Genomic DNA, 14,955 nt, shown 5'->3' with positions numbered 1-14,955 from the left:
GATTTGAAGTGCATTATCGTCTAAGATAATGCACTTTTATCTTTTATAAACACACGTAACTATGGCTAAATCAAAAAAAAGTAAAATTTATAATATCATATTTGTAGTATTTATCTTATTACTGCTTATTCCGCAAACCAGAACGCCTATACAAGTGTTCTTTAATAAAGCGATGACTTATGTGGTTAATCCATCAGTTATTGAAGCGTCAGATCGTGAGATTGTAGCAACTTATGATTGGGATTTACAAGATATATCTGGTGATGTATTTAAATTTAATTCTGTAGAAGATAAAGTTGTAGTTATTAATTTTTGGGCCACTTGGTGTCCGCCATGTATTGCTGAAATGCCCGATTTTCAAAAATTATATGACGATTATAATGGTAAGGTAGAATTTCTTTTTATATCTAATGAAGCTCCAGAAGTCATTTCGGAATTTATAAATAAAAAAGACTTTACTTTTAAAGTGTACAGCCCAATATCTGAAGCTCCAAAAACATTTAATGTGAGCTCAATTCCAAGAACTTTTATCTTGAATAAAAAAGGAGAAGTTGTTGTTGATAAAACGGGTGCTGCAAACTGGAACGGTAGTGATGTAAGAACATTATTAGACCAACTTTTAGCGTCGGAATAAAACTCTAAATAAAGCTTTTATAAACGTTGTAGAAAACAGTGATATAATAATCGCTAAATCTTGAAATATGTTTGAGTCTTCATCTAGAAATTCAAACATATTTTTTATGCTGTTTTTTGAATAATAACGTTCAAAAATCCAAGGTCCTTTTTCATTATTATGCTTTAAGACATTTAAGAAAATGGTGTCATAAAATCTAAATTTCTTATTATATAAATTGTAAGAAGGTAATCTATTATTTTTTAGGTTATCAATAATTTTATCCACATATTTTTCAGTAAGTTTAAAGGCATAACCACTAGAGGGTTTTACCCAACCACCGGCAGTTCCTATTTTGGTAATATGGTTGGTGTTATCCTTCCAGAAAGGATAATCTGTCATAGGTATATTGCCACATTCTGTTTCGATAATTGAATAATCATTGATTTTATAATTCAATTTAATATACTTTTTTATAGCATCATTATAGATCTTATTTGCTACGGTTTCCGAAGAGAAAAAAGTGAATTCAATTAACGCATGATATTCAGAATAAGGAAGTACGTACATGAAGCTTGTAGTGTTTTCGTGCTGAAATTCAAAATCCATTATTGTAAAAGCATCAACTTTAAAACAAGGTTGTTTGGTTTCAATAACGTGACCTCTAAAATGCTGCTGGATAAGCGTGTGCTTTTCTTTTGTAGAATTATAATCTGAAGTGATTCTACTATCAAAAACATGAGAGGCTGCGTAAGTGTTTTTATAACCAGAAACTAAAGGTGTGCTACTTTCACTTACCGACTTTATAGTATCAATTATAAAGCTGATATTAGAATTTTTTTTAAGCGTATTTATGGCCCAAGAATAAAAATCTAATGAGCGTATGTTTTTGTAAGTGTAAGGTTTTAATGGGATATTTAGTGCTACTTTATGAGATTTAAAAAGTGCAGTTTCCCAAGATTGTAGTAGTAGGTGATCCCATTTACCAGCACCTTTTTCCCAAAAACTCCACGTTTTATCATTCATCTTTTTATCAGATGAATCAATAAGTGCTATAGTTTTTGTTTTAAAAAAAGGGTCTTCAGATAAGCGTAAGGCTAGTTTTAAACCTGCCAAACCATTCCCTATAATAATATAATCAAAATGACTTGTATCTTGTGTATGTGTAAGGATAGTGTTTATTTTTTAAAATATTTAAATGGTACTATTAACATTCCAAAACATTCGCCATCTTGTTTGCCAATATGTTTATGATGCATTTTGTGGGCACGTCTTAATCCTTTTGCATATCTGTTATTTGCGGTTCTAAAAAGTTTAAACCGTTGATGTATAAAAATATCATGTACCATAAAATACGTAGCACCGTAAGCCATAATTCCTAAAGCAATAGGTAGGCAATACCAAATATCTTGATAATTCCATAAGTAAAAGCAAGACATGCTTACTATGGCGTAAAAAATAAAAAAAGCATCATTACGTTCAAACCAACTTTTGTGATCTTTTTTATGATGATCTCTATGCAAATTCCATAAAAACCCGTGCATAATATACTTGTGCGTAAACCATGCCATAAATTCCATAAAAGAAAAAACGCTTAAAAAAACGAGTGCCCAAAGTAAAATTTTCATATTTAAAATTACATTAAATTAAGTTGATATTTGATATAACTGCGAGTTAATAACTCTATTTTTTTGTGATTAGAAACTCTAATTCTTGTCGATTTAATTTCTAACGCTGGTGTTTTTTTTAACTTAATTAATAGTTGTTTATAATACCTATACGCCATAAAAACTCCAAATTTTGCTTCAATAGGAAGTTCTTTAATTCCTTGTAAACCTTTTTTAAAATCGGCATCAATATCATCAATAATGGCTTGTTTACTTTCTTCGTTTAAATTTTGTAAATCTATATTAGGAAAATAAGTACGGTTTAAGTCTTCAAAATCTGCTTTTAAATCTCTTAAAAAGTTCACTTTCTGAAAGGCAGATCCCAAATGCATTGCATTCTGTTTTAAATATTCATAGCGATCTGCGTCTCCTTTTACAAAAACTTTTAAGCACATTAAACCCACAACATCAGCAGATCCATAAATATAATTTTCAAAATCTTTTTGAGTAGTGTAAGTATTCTTATGTAAATCTAATCGCATACTATTCATAAAAGCATCAACAAGATGTTTTTCAATACCATGTTTATGATAGGTTTCCTGAAAAGAGTTTAATATGGGGTTTAAACTAATTTTGTGCGTTAATGCAAACTCTAAATCTTCTTCAAATTTATCAAATAAAGTCGCTTTATCGTAATCGTGAAACGAATCTACAATTTCATCAGCAAATCTTACAAAACCATATATGTTGTATATATCCTGACGTATAGATTCAGCAAGCATTTTTGTAGCTAAAGAGAAAGATGTACTGTAAGATGTTGTAGTTATTTTACTACATTCATGCGAAACGGTATCAAAAATTGACTTCATATTAGTTAGGGAATTTGTTATCAATTAAGCCGGCAACCAGTTTTCCTGAAATTAATGAAGGCGGAACTCCTGGTCCAGGAACGGTTAGCTGTCCTGTAAAAAATAAATTATTCACTTTTTTGCTTTTCAGTTTTGGTCTTAAAAAAGCGGTTTGTAATAATGTGTTTGCCATTCCGTAGGCATTTCCTTTGTAGGAATTATAATCTGAAATAAAATCATTTACACAATAAGATTCTTTAAAAAGAATATCATCTTTTACAGATTGAGAAGTTAAATGCTCAAAACGATCAATGATTTTTTCAAAATATTTAGCTCTTAATTCTGGCGTATCTTCTAATCCGGGTGCTAACGGAATTAAAAATATTCCAGCTTCTTTACCTTGAGGCGCAAAAGCATCATCTGTTTTTGAAGGAAAACTCGCATAAAATAGTGGGTTTTCTGGCCATTCAGAGGTGTCGTAAATTGCTTTTGCATGTGCATCAAAATCTACATCAAAAAATAACGTATGGTGATTTACATTTTTTAATTTTTTATCAAACCCAATATAAAACAATAAAGAAGACGGAGCAAATGTTTTTTTCTCCCAATACGCTTCGGAATATTGGCGGTGTTTTTCCTCAACTAATGTTTCGGTATGGTGGTAATCTGCACCACTTAAAACAATATCACTATAGTGTGTAATTCCTTTTGAAATGATACCTGCTGCAGTTTTATCTTGAATAATAATTTTATCAACCGGACTTTTCATTTCAAATTTCACGCCTAAGCTTTTTGCTAAGGTTTCCATTGCTTCAATAACTTTGTACATACCTCCTTTTGGATGAAATGTGCCTATTCCAAAATCGGCATAATTCATGAAATTATAAAAAGAAGGCGTATTGCTTGGTTTTGCGCCTAAAAAGAGCACCGGAAATTCTAATATTTTTACTAATCTATCATTTTTAAACTCTTTTCTAACATCTTTTTTTATGGTGCTAAAAAATTGATTGAGTTTAAATACAGTTTTTGGAGTAATTAATTCTATAGGAGAAACCCCAGGTCTGTATACTAAATCTTTAATAGCAATGCTGTAGTTGCTTTGTGCGTTATCAATAAATTTTTTTAGTTTTATTGAACTTCCTACCTCTTCTTGTTCAAAGGCAATACATATTTTTTCAAGAGTATCTTCAATGGTTATAAAATCGTTTTCACCAAAATATACACTATATGCAGGGTTTAGTTTTTCTAGTGTATAAAAGTCACTAGGCTGTGTATTGAAATCAGCAAAAAAGCGTTCAAACACATCTGGCATCCAGTACCAAGTTGGGCCAATATCAAAAGTAAAGCCGTCCTTTTTTAGTTGTCTAGCTCTACCACCTATAGTTTTGTTTTTTTCAAATATAGTAACATCATTACCGTTCTTTGCCAGATAACAAGCTGCTGATAAAGCAGAAAACCCTGATCCTATGATTGTTATTTTTTTTCTCATTTTGTTTAACAAATATACTTAAAAGTTAAACAAAAAGTAGGTTTTTACATTTTTTTAACTAATTCGTCTATTGATTTTATTACTGAAATGGCTTTTGGAAGTCCATCTGTGTTAATGTTTTCGGCTAGTTTACCTAAAACCCATAATTGATTATCGTTATTTTTAAGTAAGTTATCATAAAAATTTATAAGATAGCTATTTATTTTGTCTGTTTCAGGTTTTACGGTAAAATAAGAAATATAGGTAATGTTTTTATAGTGCTTTTCTAGCCCTTTTAAGCTACTTACAGGAACACTTGGGCCCAAGTATATTGTATGGTTGTTTGCAGCTGTTAGCTTATAGTTAATAAACTGTAAACCTAACTCATGTATTTCGTTATCCGGAAGAAATAAAGCGTAGAGTGTTTTGGTGTTTTTAGGTGTTGAGGTTTGATGTTTTTCAGTATTAATTAGAATCTTTTGTTTTATTAATTCTGAAATAAAATGCTCTTGTGCTGGTGTAATGGTGTTGGTCTGCCATAAAAAACCTATATCACCTATAAGCGGAATAAATATGTTGAAAAAAATGTCAGAAAAACTATAATCCTTTTCAAGTGTATTGTAAGTATTTAGAAATAAAATTTTATCAAAATTAAGCGCCGCAAGCTTAAAAGTATTAATGTAATGACTGTTGTTATTCTCTACGTTAGGCTGGTTTGTTAATAGCTCGTTAAACTCTTCGCTATTAAGTTGAGCAATTTTAGAAATTTTCATCCCGCCATTATACAAGTGGGCAATGTTTAATAGTTTCTGTAAACTTTCTAAACTATAAGATCTAATATTGGTTTTAGTCCGGTTTGGTTCAAAAAGATTATAGCGTTTTTCCCATATCCTGATGGTATGCGCCTTTATGCCCGATAAGTTTTCGAGATCTTTTATGCTAAACTCACTTTTTATATTGTTCATTGTTTTCTTCTAAAGAGTAAACAAAAGTAGGTAAAAAAATGACATAACTGTTTAGCTGTGCAATTAAATATAAAAGAAGTGAAATAGGGGGGAAGTTGGTATTGAGTATTTTTTTAAATAAAAAAAGCTAAACATAAAATGCTTAGCTTTTTTGTGACCCGGCTGGGGCTCGAACCCAGGACCCTAACATTAAAAGTGTTATGCTCTACCAACTGAGCTACCGAGTCGTGTCTGTAATTTCAATATGTTTTTATGTGTACGATAAAATTTAACTTCCACATCCTTTCGGAAACTAACTTTAAAGTTAGCGTGTTTACCAATTCCTTAACGTATATGGATTGATAAAATAAAAAAGCTAAACATAAAATGCTTAGCTTTTAGTGACCCGGCTGGGGCTCGAACCCAGGACCCTAACATTAAAAGTGTTATGCTCTACCAACTGAGCTACCGAGTCGTGTCTGTAATTTCAATATGTTTCTGTGCGCACGAGAAGATTCGAACTTCCACATCCTTTCGGATACTAGCCCCTCAAGCTAGCGCGTCTACCAATTCCGCCACGTGCGCATTGATTTAATTTTTTATGGTACTAAAGTTAAATATTGCTATTTAACTTTTAGTGACCCGGCTGGGGCTCGAACCCAGGACCCTAACATTAAAAGTGTTATGCTCTACCAACTGAGCTACCGAGTCGTTTTCTTTAACGAGGGTGCAAATATACATGCATTTATTGGTTACACAAACTATTCTTTCGTTTTTTTTTCGTTTTTTTGCATTACAATTACTTAGACTTTTAATAATCAATATATAACGTTATGAATTTTTTTTTACTCGGATACATGGGCTCTGGGAAATCTACCATAGGAAAGCAATTATCTGCTAAATTATCATATGACTTTGTTGATCTGGATAGTTATATTGAAACGCAAGAAAATGCGTCTATTTCAGAAATTTTTAAAACAAAAGGAGAAATTTACTTCCGAAAAATAGAGACAAAATATCTTAAAGAAGTTTCAGAATTTAAAATAGCTACAATTATAGCTTTAGGTGGAGGAACTCCTTGTTATGGAAATAATATGGAAATTATTAAAAATGCTGCTGATGCGAAGAGTATATATTTAAAACTTTCAATACCTAATTTAGTAAATAGATTGTTTGACGAAAAAGGAAAGCGCCCATTAATAGCTCATATTACTACCAAAGAAGCGCTGACTGAATTTATAGGTAAACATTTATTTGAGCGTTCAGCTTACTATAGTGAAAGTGATGTTACAATTACTACAGATGGCTTAACGGTACAAGAAGTTGAAGATAAATTTGTTGCAAGCTTACTTTAGGTAGGCTTCAAATTTATCATCATCTAGTATAACTTCTACATGTTCTTTTAATGATGTAGATAATGAAATCCCTTTAAAATCTGCTTTTACAGGGAATTTTTTATGATTTCTATTCACTAAAACAGCAGTTTTAAATTGTTTTAAAGGAACGTTTAAAAAGTGTTTTACACCATATATTAATGTGGTTCCAGAATTTAATACATCGTCTATAAGTACAATAGATTTATTAGTGTAATCTGCTTCGGGAATAGATGTTTTTATTTCCGATATAGGGTTGGTTTTATCTATTGTAACGCGGCAAAGTTTAGGTGATATGGTTGAAATATCATCTAAAATATGTTTTAATTTTTTGGCTAAAACATATCCATTACTATCAATACCTGCTAAAATAATTTCCGTTTCATTAACGTTGTTTTCGTATATCTGGTAAGCAATACGTCTTATTTTATGTTCTATTTCTTGATGTGTTAAGATAGTGTTTTTCATGCTAAAAAGTATTTGTTCAAATATAAAATAGAAATTTCAAAAATGACTTCATTTTTATGATTCATTTTTAGTCTCATTTTCAGTGCTATTTTCATCACTATAATCATCAATATCTCTACGATCTTTTTTAGTTGGCCTACCGCTTCCTTTTTTGCGGTAATAATCTTTAGAGTATTTTAATAGTTCTTGAGCTTCAAAAGCCGATTTAGGTGTGGTATCAGTACGGTAAATATCAACTAATTTGGCACCAACCCGATTAGGAGGGGTGTCGTTTATTTTAAATTGATAGTTAATTTGGTCTTTTCTTAGTTCTATTTTATCGCCCACAAAAACATCTCTACTCGGTTTTACTGGGTGCCCGTTAACTTTTATATGGCCTTTTTTGCAGGCTTCAGTAGCTATGCTTCGTGTCTTATAGTATCTTACGCACCACAGGTATTTGTCTATTCGCATATTAAATGTCTAAAATCTACGTTAATGTTATTGTACAAAAATATTATATTATTGTATCTTGCGCATTCAAAAAATATAATTTTTAATAAAATATATCTTCAAGAGGTGTGTTTTATTTCAGAATAAAAAAAAATATATGAAAATTAAAAAATATCTGTTAGTTGTTTTAGTAATGAGCGTAGTGTTTACGTCTTGTAAAAATGATGACGATTCATCTTCATCTGAACCAGAAAGAGATCGTACAGATCAACAGGTAGTTGATGATGTTACATTATTATCGTATTTTGATACACATTATTATAATTCTTCAGTATTTGAAACTGCTGGTGATTACACTATTGAGGATATTGTAATTACTGAATTGCCAACAGATACTGATGGTAATTATTTAGCTTTACCTGATCCTGAAAATAATACGCTATTAAGTGATATTGGTGTTTTAGAAACACATACTACTACACATTTAGAAGTGGCGTATACGTATTACATTTTAAGATTGAACACTGGAGGAGGAGACTCACCAAACTTTACAGATGATGTAAGATTAAACTATTCGGGTAATTTAGAAGATGGTGAAGTGTTTGATAGTACGGTAAATCCTACACAATTTGACTTGGTGAATTTAATTTCAGGATGGAGAAATGTAATTCCTAAATTTAAAACAGCAACTTCTTTTGTGAATAACGGTGACGGAACTGTAACGTATAGTGATTATGGATTAGGAGTAATGTTTATACCTTCAGGTTTAGCTTACTTTGGTACGCCACCATTAGGAGTAACATCTTACGCTAATTTAATTTTTAAGTTTGAATTATATCAAACGGAAGTAAATGATCATGATGAAGATGGTGTGCCAACATACTTAGAAGATCTTGATGGTGATTTAGATATTTATAATGATGACACCGATGGAGATTTAATTCCAAACTTTTTAGATTTTGATGATGATGGTGATGATGTATTAACAATTTACGAAGATTTAGATGGTGATGGTGATCCAACTAATGATGATTCAGACGGTGATGGGGTTCCTAATTATTTAGATGAAGATTCTACAGTATCTACTCAAGACGAAGAATAAAAATTAAGGTAATTTATTAAATAAAAAAAAACCACTCTAAATTTAGAGTGGTTTTTTTATACTGTATTTTTAAGTGCTATAAAGCTATAGATAAACTTAAAATAAGTTGTTCTGGTCTAGTATCTATTCTACTAACAGTGGCACTTCCTAGATTATTGTTTATAAAAACGGCTTCGTTATCACTAAACCCTCTTTCGTATCTTAAATCTATACCTACTTTATTAAAGTTAACGCCAATACCAAAATTTAAACCTAACGTAAAGTCTTCTTCAATGTCATCAATGTCAACACCATCAAAGTCGGTATCTACAATATATTGAAGTGATGGTCCTGCAAATACACTAACAGGTCCTAAGACTTTAATACCTACTAAAAGTGGCGCATCAATTTTCTTCATTGAAAATTCATTACTATCGTATTCACTTTTAGTACTTGTATATATCAATTCGGGTTTAAAGTATAAATCGTCTCCAATTTTACCAAAAACACCTATATGATACCCAACATTACGTTCTGGGTTTTCTGCGTTGGCGCCAATAGATTCAAAATAATCTCCATTAGCATTGTAGTTTAGCCCTCCTTTTATACCAAATCCACTTCCGTTTTGTGCCTTAACACCAAAAGTAAATGCGGAGAAAAGGAGCGCTGTAATAACTAGTTTTTTCATAATAATGCGTTTTATTGATTCTGTGTTATAGTATCAAAAACGCTGCCAAAGACATATTATTTTCTATTAACTACTTTTTCTGTAGCTTTTATAATAGCGTCAGCATTTAAACCATACTTATCCATTAATTGTGCAGGCGTACCAGACTCACCAAAAGTATCATTTGTTGCAACGAATTCTTGTGGCGCAGGTGTGTTAAGTGCTAATGTTCTTGCAACACTTTCTCCTAAACCTCCTAAGATGTTATGCTCTTCGGCAGTTACAACACAACCTGTTTTTGCAACAGACTCTAAAATAGCTTTTTCGTCTAATGGTTTTATAGTGTGTATGTTGATTACTTCAGCAGAAATTCCTTTAGCTTCTAAAGCTTTAGAGGCTTCAAGTGCTTCCCATACTAAGTGACCAGTTGCTAGGATAGTAACATCTGTTCCTTCTGTAAGTTGTACAGCTTTACCAATTTCAAATTTTTGATCTGCAGGTGTGAAAACTGGTACAGATGGACGCCCAAATCTTAAGTAAACAGGACCGTCATATTCTGCAATAGCAATTGTAGCTGCTTTTGTTTGGTTGTAATCACAAGGATTAATAACTACCATTCCTGGAAGCATTTTCATTAATCCAATATCTTCTAATATTTGGTGAGTTGCACCATCTTCACCAAGTGTTAAGCCAGCGTGAGAAGCACAGATTTTTACATTTTTATTAGAATATGCTATTGATTGACGAATTTGGTCGTAAACTCTACCTGTTGAGAAATTAGCGAAAGTTCCTGTGAAAGGAATTTTCCCACCAATAGTTAATCCGGCAGCAATACCCATCATATTTGCTTCAGCAATTCCTATTTGAAAAAAACGTTCTGGATTTTCTTTAATGAACTCGTCCATTTTTAAAGATCCAATTAAATCGGCACAAAGGGCAACTACATTAGGATTTGTTCTTCCTAATTCAGCTAAACCAGCTCCAAAACCGCTTCGTGTATCTTTTTTTTCTGTATATGTGTATGTTTTCATTGTAGTTGTAATTGATAGATTAGTAATCTCCTAAAGTTTCTGGATTTTGCGCTAATCCAATTGCTAATTGCTCGTCATTTGGTGCTTTACCATGCCATGCGTGTGTATGCATCATAAAGTCTATTCCGTTACCCATTACTGTTTTTAATAAAACACAAACAGGTTTTCCTTGTCCAGATTTAGCTTTTGCTTCAGCCATTCCTTCTAAGATAGCAGTAACATTGTTTCCTTCTTCAATTTCTAAAACAATCCAACCAAAGGCTTCAAATTTATCTTTTACACTTCCCATGTCTAAAACATGATCTGTAGAGCCATCAATTTGTTGTCCGTTTAAATCTACGGTTGCAATAACGTTGTCTACTTTTTTTGCTGCTGCGTACATGATTGCTTCCCAGTTTTGACCTTCTTGCAATTCACCATCACCACATAAGCAGTAAACTAAATGGTTGTCTTTGTTTAATTTTTTAGCTTGTGCTGCACCTAAAGCTGCTGATAATCCTTGACCTAAAGATCCAGATGCAATTCTAATTCCTGGTAAACCTTCATGAGTTGTTGGGTGACCTTGTAAACGAGAATTGATTAATCTAAATGTGTTCAATTCTTCAACTGGGAAATATCCAGTTCTTGCAAGTACGCTGTAAAATACAGGTGAAATATGACCGTTTGATAAGAAAAATAAATCTTCTTCCATACCATCCATATCAAAACCTTCTTTGCGGTCCATGATTTCGCTGTATAAAGCGACAAAAAATTCGGCACATCCTAAAGACCCTCCTGGGTGTCCAGAGTTTACTTTGTGTACCATTCGTAAAATGTCTCTACGAACTTGAGTTACTAAATCTTCTAATTGTTGTGTGTTTGGCATGTTTTAAGTGTTATTTTTTTCCACTACAAAAATAGTACTTTATATACACTTAAAGAAAGGGAAAAGCAGCATTTATTAACGAATTTAGTGCAGTTGCTAATAATTTGCTAGCTATAATTTCCGCGGAAGCGAAAAACATTTTTTTAAAGTGAATAATTAGTTTGTGAAATGTTTAGGATTCAATCTTGATAACGTTATGTAACTTTACCTAAATAAGCTTGTGTTTTAAACAAAAGTCTAGGTACTTAGATCATAATTTTAATTAAAAAAGATGTAAGTTTGCCAACTGATGATTTTTTGAATATGAAATTTGAACTAAAAGCTAAAGATAGCCAAAGTAAAGCCAGAGCAGGAGTAGTAACTACTGATCATGGTATAATAGAAACTCCAATTTTTATGCCTGTTGGTACAGTAGCATCTGTAAAAGGTGTGCACCAAAGGGAACTTAAAAATGATATTAATCCGGATATTATTCTTGGAAATACGTATCATTTATACCTGAGACCACAGATTGACGTTCTTGAAAAAGCAGGAGGGTTGCATAAATTTATGAATTGGGATAGAAATATCTTAACCGATTCTGGTGGGTACCAAGTGTATTCTTTATCAGCAAACAGAAAAATTAAAGAAGAAGGCGTAAAGTTTAAGTCGCATATTGATGGAAGTTACCACGTATTTACTCCTGAAAATGTAATGGAAATTCAACGTAGCATTGGTGCCGATATTATTATGGCATTTGATGAGTGTACGCCTTACCCATGTGATTATAACTACGCAAAACGATCTATGCATATGACGCATCGTTGGTTAAACCGTTGTATTAATCATTTAGAAAAAACACCTTTTAAATACGACTATTCGCAAGCATTTTTTCCTATTGTACAAGGTAGTGTTTATAAAGATTTACGTAAACAATCTGCCGAATATATTGCAAATGCAGGAGCGGTAGGTAATGCTATTGGAGGATTATCTGTAGGAGAACCAGCTGAAGAAATGTACGCAATGACTGAGGTTGTTACTGAAATTCTTCCGGAAGACAAGCCAAGATATTTAATGGGGGTTGGTACGCCTATTAATATTTTAGAAAATATAGCTTTAGGTGTAGATATGTTTGACTGTGTAATGCCAACACGTAACGCAAGAAACGGAATGTTATTTACAGCTCACGGATCTATAAATATTAAAAATAAGAAATGGCGAGACGATTTTTCACCAATTGATGAAATGGCTATTACTTTTGTAGATACAGAATATAGTAAAGCTTATTTACGTCACTTATTTACTGTGAATGAATTGTTAGGAAAGCAAATTGCTACAATTCATAACTTAGGATTTTACATGTGGTTAGTTAGAGAAGCTAGAAAACATATTATTGCAGGAGATTTTAGAACTTGGAAAGATATGATGGTGAAACAAATGGCTACCCGTTTATAAAAATATAATTTTTACTGACTTATAAAATTAAACACAATTAATACCGTTCTTCTTCTTGAAGACTTATAGAGCGAATGAAAATATTAGATTGGTACATACTTAAACGCTATTTGTTTACATTTTCAATGATGTTATTGCTGTTTATTCCTATTGGAATTACAGTAAATCTAGCTGAGAAAATTGGAAAGATTTTAGAAAACGAAGTGCCTTTCTTGGCAGTAGCGGAGTATTATTTAAACTTTACCATATACTTTGCCAATCTACTGTTTCCTTTATTCTTGTTCTTATCTGTAATTTGGTTCACTTCAAAATTAGCCAATAATACTGAAATTGTAGCTATTTTGAGTTCTGGAGTATCGTTTACTCGATTTTTAAGACCTTATTTAATAGGTGCAACAATAGTATCTGGTTTTGCATTAGTATTAGGAATGTATTTAGCACCAGCAGCTAGTAAAGGGTTTAATCAGTTTAAATACGAATACCTAAAAGGAAATAAAAAAGCTGTTGAAACTCAGGATATTTACCGTCAAATTAACGATAACGATTTTATATATGTAAGTCGTTTTGATGTAAAAGCTAAACGTGGTACGAAATTTACTTTAGAGCATTTTGAAGACGATGTGATGACTTACAAAATCTTTGCAAATACGATTACTTATGTCGAAAAAGACTCTACATTTCGTTTAATTAATTACGAAAAACGCATGTTTAGTGCCGATAATGAAATTTTAAAAAGCTCAAGACGTTACGATACACTTTTTAAATTTGATTTAGAAGATTTAACCCCAGCCAATTATATTGCTGAAACATTACCGTACGGAGAATTAACCAGTTTTATTGAAAAAGAAAAACAACGTGGGTCTTCTAGTATTGGACGTTACGAAGTGGTGAAATATAAAAAATGGAGTTTACCAGCATCGGTATTTATTTTAACAATTATTGCTGTTGCTGTATCGTCAATTAAACGACGTGGAGGAATGGGGGTAAACCTTGCTATAGGAATTTCAATAGCTATGGTTTATGTGTTTTTTGATAAAGTATTTGGTGTTATGGCAGAACAATCTGGTTTCTCACCAATAGTAGCCGTTTGGTTTCCAAATATTATCTTTGGTATTTTAGCTATATACCTATTATACAATGCCAAACGCTAAGCTTAAAAATTACCTTCATTTACATTTATTAGTCTTAATTGCTGGTTTTACAGCTATTTTAGGTGAGCTAATTACTATAGGATCTACCGCTTTGGTATGGTACCGAATGTGTATTGCCATCATTTTAATGTTTGCATATATCAAGGTAATAAAATTGAATATTGCCTTACCTAAAAAGGTAATTATTCAGTTTTTTGGAGCCGGTATACTTATCGCTTTACATTGGATTACTTTTTTTGAAGCTATCAATCAATCTAACGTGTCTATTACATTAGCAATGTATTCTACAGGAACATTTTTTGCTTCATTTATAGAGCCTTTAATTTATAAACGACGGGTAATATGGTTTGAAATTTTCTTCGGAATTATTGTTATTCTCGGCGTATTTTTAATCACACAAAGTGAATTGAAATATTTAAACGGTATTATTTTAGGGATTATTTCAGCATTATTATCCACCTTATTCGCTGTTATTAATGGTAAGTTTATAGAGAAACATAACGCGACAGTAATTTCATTTTACGAATTTTTAAGTGGTGTAATATTCTTAACAGCATTTATATTAATTTTCGAAGACGGCTTTACTCCGCAATTTTTCGCTATTTCAGCCTCAGACTGGGTGTATCTACTCATTTTAGGGTCAGTTTGTACCGCTTATGCTTTTATAGGATCTGTACATGTTATGCGATTAATTAGTCCATATACAGTTGTATTGTCTTACAATTTAGAACCCATTTATGGCGTTACTTTAGCATTATTACTATTCCCAGAAAACGAAACTATGAGTCCCCAATTCTACTATGGTGCGCTTATTATTTTGGCAACAGTAGTGATGGATGCGTACTTAAAAAACAAAAGTCAAAACACAGTTAATACGCAAAATTGATTTAAGGTTTTATATTCTCTTTCATTATCCGTAATTTTGCAGTCAACATAAAAATTGAGTCTACATTTCAAGAATTTTAACGAATTT

At 31.8% G+C, this 14,955-nt stretch carries 16 protein-coding genes and 4 tRNA genes; 6 read left to right on the top strand and 14 right to left on the bottom strand.

The features are described from left to right. Positions 1–61: 61 nt before the first annotated feature. Positions 62–634: a TlpA family protein disulfide reductase gene (locus ACU4C5_RS00310; RefSeq protein WP_446845050.1), complete on the top strand. Its 573-nt coding sequence runs from the start codon at positions 62–64 to the stop codon at positions 632–634. Here ACU4C5_RS00310 and ACU4C5_RS00305 read toward each other — a convergent pair. From ACU4C5_RS00305 to ACU4C5_RS00265, 9 genes are all read right to left on the bottom strand, one after another. Next, positions 620–1,741: a lycopene cyclase family protein gene (locus ACU4C5_RS00305; protein WP_446846412.1), complete on the bottom strand. Its 1,122-nt coding sequence runs from the start codon at positions 1,739–1,741 to the stop codon at positions 620–622. The genes ACU4C5_RS00310 and ACU4C5_RS00305 overlap by 15 nt on opposite strands. Positions 1,742–1,791: 50 nt before the next feature. Beyond that, complete coding sequence (locus tag ACU4C5_RS00300; protein WP_446845049.1) at positions 1,792–2,241, bottom strand: sterol desaturase family protein; 450 nt, start codon at positions 2,239–2,241, stop codon at positions 1,792–1,794. Positions 2,242–2,249: 8 nt separating this feature from the next. Next, positions 2,250–3,089 (bottom strand): phytoene/squalene synthase family protein, encoded by an 840-nt coding sequence (locus tag ACU4C5_RS00295; protein ID WP_446845048.1) that lies wholly within the window; start codon positions 3,087–3,089, stop codon positions 2,250–2,252. A 1-nt stretch (position 3,090) separates the two neighbouring features. After that, entirely contained in the window at positions 3,091–4,557 is a 1,467-nt protein-coding gene (gene crtID / locus ACU4C5_RS00290) for a bifunctional phytoene desaturase/3,4-desaturase (RefSeq protein ID WP_446845047.1), read from the bottom strand. A 44-nt stretch (positions 4,558–4,601) separates the two neighbouring features. After that, on the bottom strand, positions 4,602–5,501 hold the full coding sequence (locus ACU4C5_RS00285; RefSeq protein ID WP_446845046.1) for a MerR family transcriptional regulator: 900 nt from the start codon (positions 5,499–5,501) through the stop codon (positions 4,602–4,604). A 154-nt stretch (positions 5,502–5,655) separates the two neighbouring features. Next, a tRNA-Lys gene (locus ACU4C5_RS00280) sits at positions 5,656–5,728 on the bottom strand. A 154-nt stretch (positions 5,729–5,882) separates the two neighbouring features. Next, positions 5,883–5,955, bottom strand: a tRNA-Lys gene (locus ACU4C5_RS00275). A 26-nt stretch (positions 5,956–5,981) separates the two neighbouring features. After that, positions 5,982–6,065 (bottom strand) — tRNA-Leu (locus tag ACU4C5_RS00270). A 53-nt stretch (positions 6,066–6,118) separates the two neighbouring features. Continuing rightward, positions 6,119–6,191 (bottom strand) — tRNA-Lys (locus ACU4C5_RS00265). A gap of 146 nt (positions 6,192–6,337) precedes the next feature. Here ACU4C5_RS00265 and ACU4C5_RS00260 point away from each other — a divergent pair. Beyond that, a complete protein-coding gene (locus ACU4C5_RS00260; protein WP_446845045.1) occupies positions 6,338–6,835 on the top strand; it encodes a shikimate kinase in 498 nt (165 codons plus the stop codon). Here the strand turns inward: ACU4C5_RS00260 and ACU4C5_RS00255 are convergent. Together ACU4C5_RS00255 and hslR are read right to left on the bottom strand one after the other, a co-directional pair. After that, positions 6,827–7,321: a phosphoribosyltransferase family protein gene (locus ACU4C5_RS00255; RefSeq protein WP_446845044.1), complete on the bottom strand. Its 495-nt coding sequence runs from the start codon at positions 7,319–7,321 to the stop codon at positions 6,827–6,829. The two genes, ACU4C5_RS00260 and ACU4C5_RS00255, sit on opposite strands and share 9 nt — an antisense overlap. A 54-nt stretch (positions 7,322–7,375) precedes the next feature. Continuing rightward, positions 7,376–7,774: an Hsp15 family ribosome-associated heat shock protein gene (gene hslR / locus ACU4C5_RS00250; protein ID WP_446845043.1), complete on the bottom strand. Its 399-nt coding sequence runs from the start codon at positions 7,772–7,774 to the stop codon at positions 7,376–7,378. A gap of 136 nt (positions 7,775–7,910) precedes the next feature. Between hslR and ACU4C5_RS00245 the strand changes: the two genes are divergently transcribed. Beyond that, on the top strand, positions 7,911–8,855 hold the full coding sequence (locus tag ACU4C5_RS00245; RefSeq protein ID WP_446845042.1) for an FKBP-type peptidyl-prolyl cis-trans isomerase: 945 nt from the start codon (positions 7,911–7,913) through the stop codon (positions 8,853–8,855). A gap of 76 nt (positions 8,856–8,931) precedes the next feature. Here the strand turns inward: ACU4C5_RS00245 and ACU4C5_RS00240 are convergent, their stop codons facing one another. From ACU4C5_RS00240 to ACU4C5_RS00230, 3 genes are read right to left on the bottom strand one after another with little or no spacing between them, the layout of a single operon-like run. Then, on the bottom strand, positions 8,932–9,522 hold the full coding sequence (locus ACU4C5_RS00240) for an outer membrane beta-barrel protein (RefSeq protein ID WP_446845041.1): 591 nt from the start codon (positions 9,520–9,522) through the stop codon (positions 8,932–8,934). Between the two features lie 56 nt (positions 9,523–9,578). Then, positions 9,579–10,532: a transketolase family protein gene (locus ACU4C5_RS00235; protein ID WP_446845040.1), complete on the bottom strand. Its 954-nt coding sequence runs from the start codon at positions 10,530–10,532 to the stop codon at positions 9,579–9,581. 19 nt (positions 10,533–10,551) lie between these two features. Next, positions 10,552–11,397 (bottom strand): transketolase, encoded by an 846-nt coding sequence (locus tag ACU4C5_RS00230; protein WP_446845039.1) that lies wholly within the window; start codon positions 11,395–11,397, stop codon positions 10,552–10,554. A 303-nt stretch (positions 11,398–11,700) separates the two neighbouring features. Between ACU4C5_RS00230 and tgt the strand changes: the two genes are divergently transcribed. The 3 genes from tgt (at position 11,701) to ACU4C5_RS00215 (ending at position 14,868) form a co-directional block, all read left to right on the top strand. Next, positions 11,701–12,831, top strand: coding sequence for a tRNA guanosine(34) transglycosylase Tgt (gene tgt / locus ACU4C5_RS00225; RefSeq protein ID WP_446845038.1), 1,131 nt, complete (start codon positions 11,701–11,703; stop codon positions 12,829–12,831). Between the two features lie 74 nt (positions 12,832–12,905). Next, the gene (locus ACU4C5_RS00220; RefSeq protein WP_446845037.1) at positions 12,906–13,982 is read left to right on the top strand and encodes an LptF/LptG family permease; all 1,077 of its coding nucleotides are present in this window, start codon (positions 12,906–12,908) and stop codon (positions 13,980–13,982) included. After that, positions 13,969–14,868: a DMT family transporter gene (locus tag ACU4C5_RS00215; protein ID WP_446845036.1), complete on the top strand. Its 900-nt coding sequence runs from the start codon at positions 13,969–13,971 to the stop codon at positions 14,866–14,868. The genes ACU4C5_RS00220 and ACU4C5_RS00215 overlap by 14 nt, the downstream gene beginning before the upstream one ends. Positions 14,869–14,955 lie beyond the last annotated feature (87 nt).

This window comes from Lacinutrix undariae, from assembly GCF_052934785.1.
This window is presented reverse-complemented; position numbering and strand designations above follow the sequence as displayed.

Bases quoted from the DNA above. Each gene is read 5' to 3' on its own strand.
- ACU4C5_RS00300 (WP_446845049.1), bottom strand. From the start codon at position 2,241: ATGAAAATTTTACTTTGGGCACTCGTTTTTTTAAGCGTTTTTTCTTTT.
- ACU4C5_RS00260 (WP_446845045.1), top strand. From the start codon at position 6,338: ATGGGCTCTGGGAAATCTACCATAGGAAAGCAATTATCTGCTAAATTA.
- crtID (WP_446845047.1), bottom strand. From the start codon at position 4,557: ATGAGAAAAAAAATAACAATCATAGGATCAGGGTTTTCTGCTTTATCA.
- ACU4C5_RS00245 (WP_446845042.1), top strand. From the start codon at position 7,911: ATGAAAATTAAAAAATATCTGTTAGTTGTTTTAGTAATGAGCGTAGTG.
- ACU4C5_RS00255 (WP_446845044.1), bottom strand. From the start codon at position 7,321: ATGAAAAACACTATCTTAACACATCAAGAAATAGAACATAAAATAAGA.
- ACU4C5_RS00230 (WP_446845039.1), bottom strand. From the start codon at position 11,397: ATGCCAAACACACAACAATTAGAAGATTTAGTAACTCAAGTTCGTAGA.
- ACU4C5_RS00220 (WP_446845037.1), top strand. From the start codon at position 12,906: ATGAAAATATTAGATTGGTACATACTTAAACGCTATTTGTTTACATTT.
- ACU4C5_RS00240 (WP_446845041.1), bottom strand. From the start codon at position 9,522: ATGAAAAAACTAGTTATTACAGCGCTCCTTTTCTCCGCATTTACTTTT.
- ACU4C5_RS00295 (WP_446845048.1), bottom strand. From the start codon at position 3,089: ATGAAGTCAATTTTTGATACCGTTTCGCATGAATGTAGTAAAATAACT.
- ACU4C5_RS00215 (WP_446845036.1), top strand. From the start codon at position 13,969: ATGCCAAACGCTAAGCTTAAAAATTACCTTCATTTACATTTATTAGTC.
- ACU4C5_RS00310 (WP_446845050.1), top strand. From the start codon at position 62: ATGGCTAAATCAAAAAAAAGTAAAATTTATAATATCATATTTGTAGTA.
- ACU4C5_RS00235 (WP_446845040.1), bottom strand. From the start codon at position 10,532: ATGAAAACATACACATATACAGAAAAAAAAGATACACGAAGCGGTTTT.
- ACU4C5_RS00285 (WP_446845046.1), bottom strand. From the start codon at position 5,501: ATGAACAATATAAAAAGTGAGTTTAGCATAAAAGATCTCGAAAACTTA.
- tgt (WP_446845038.1), top strand. From the start codon at position 11,701: ATGAAATTTGAACTAAAAGCTAAAGATAGCCAAAGTAAAGCCAGAGCA.
- hslR (WP_446845043.1), bottom strand. From the start codon at position 7,774: ATGCGAATAGACAAATACCTGTGGTGCGTAAGATACTATAAGACACGA.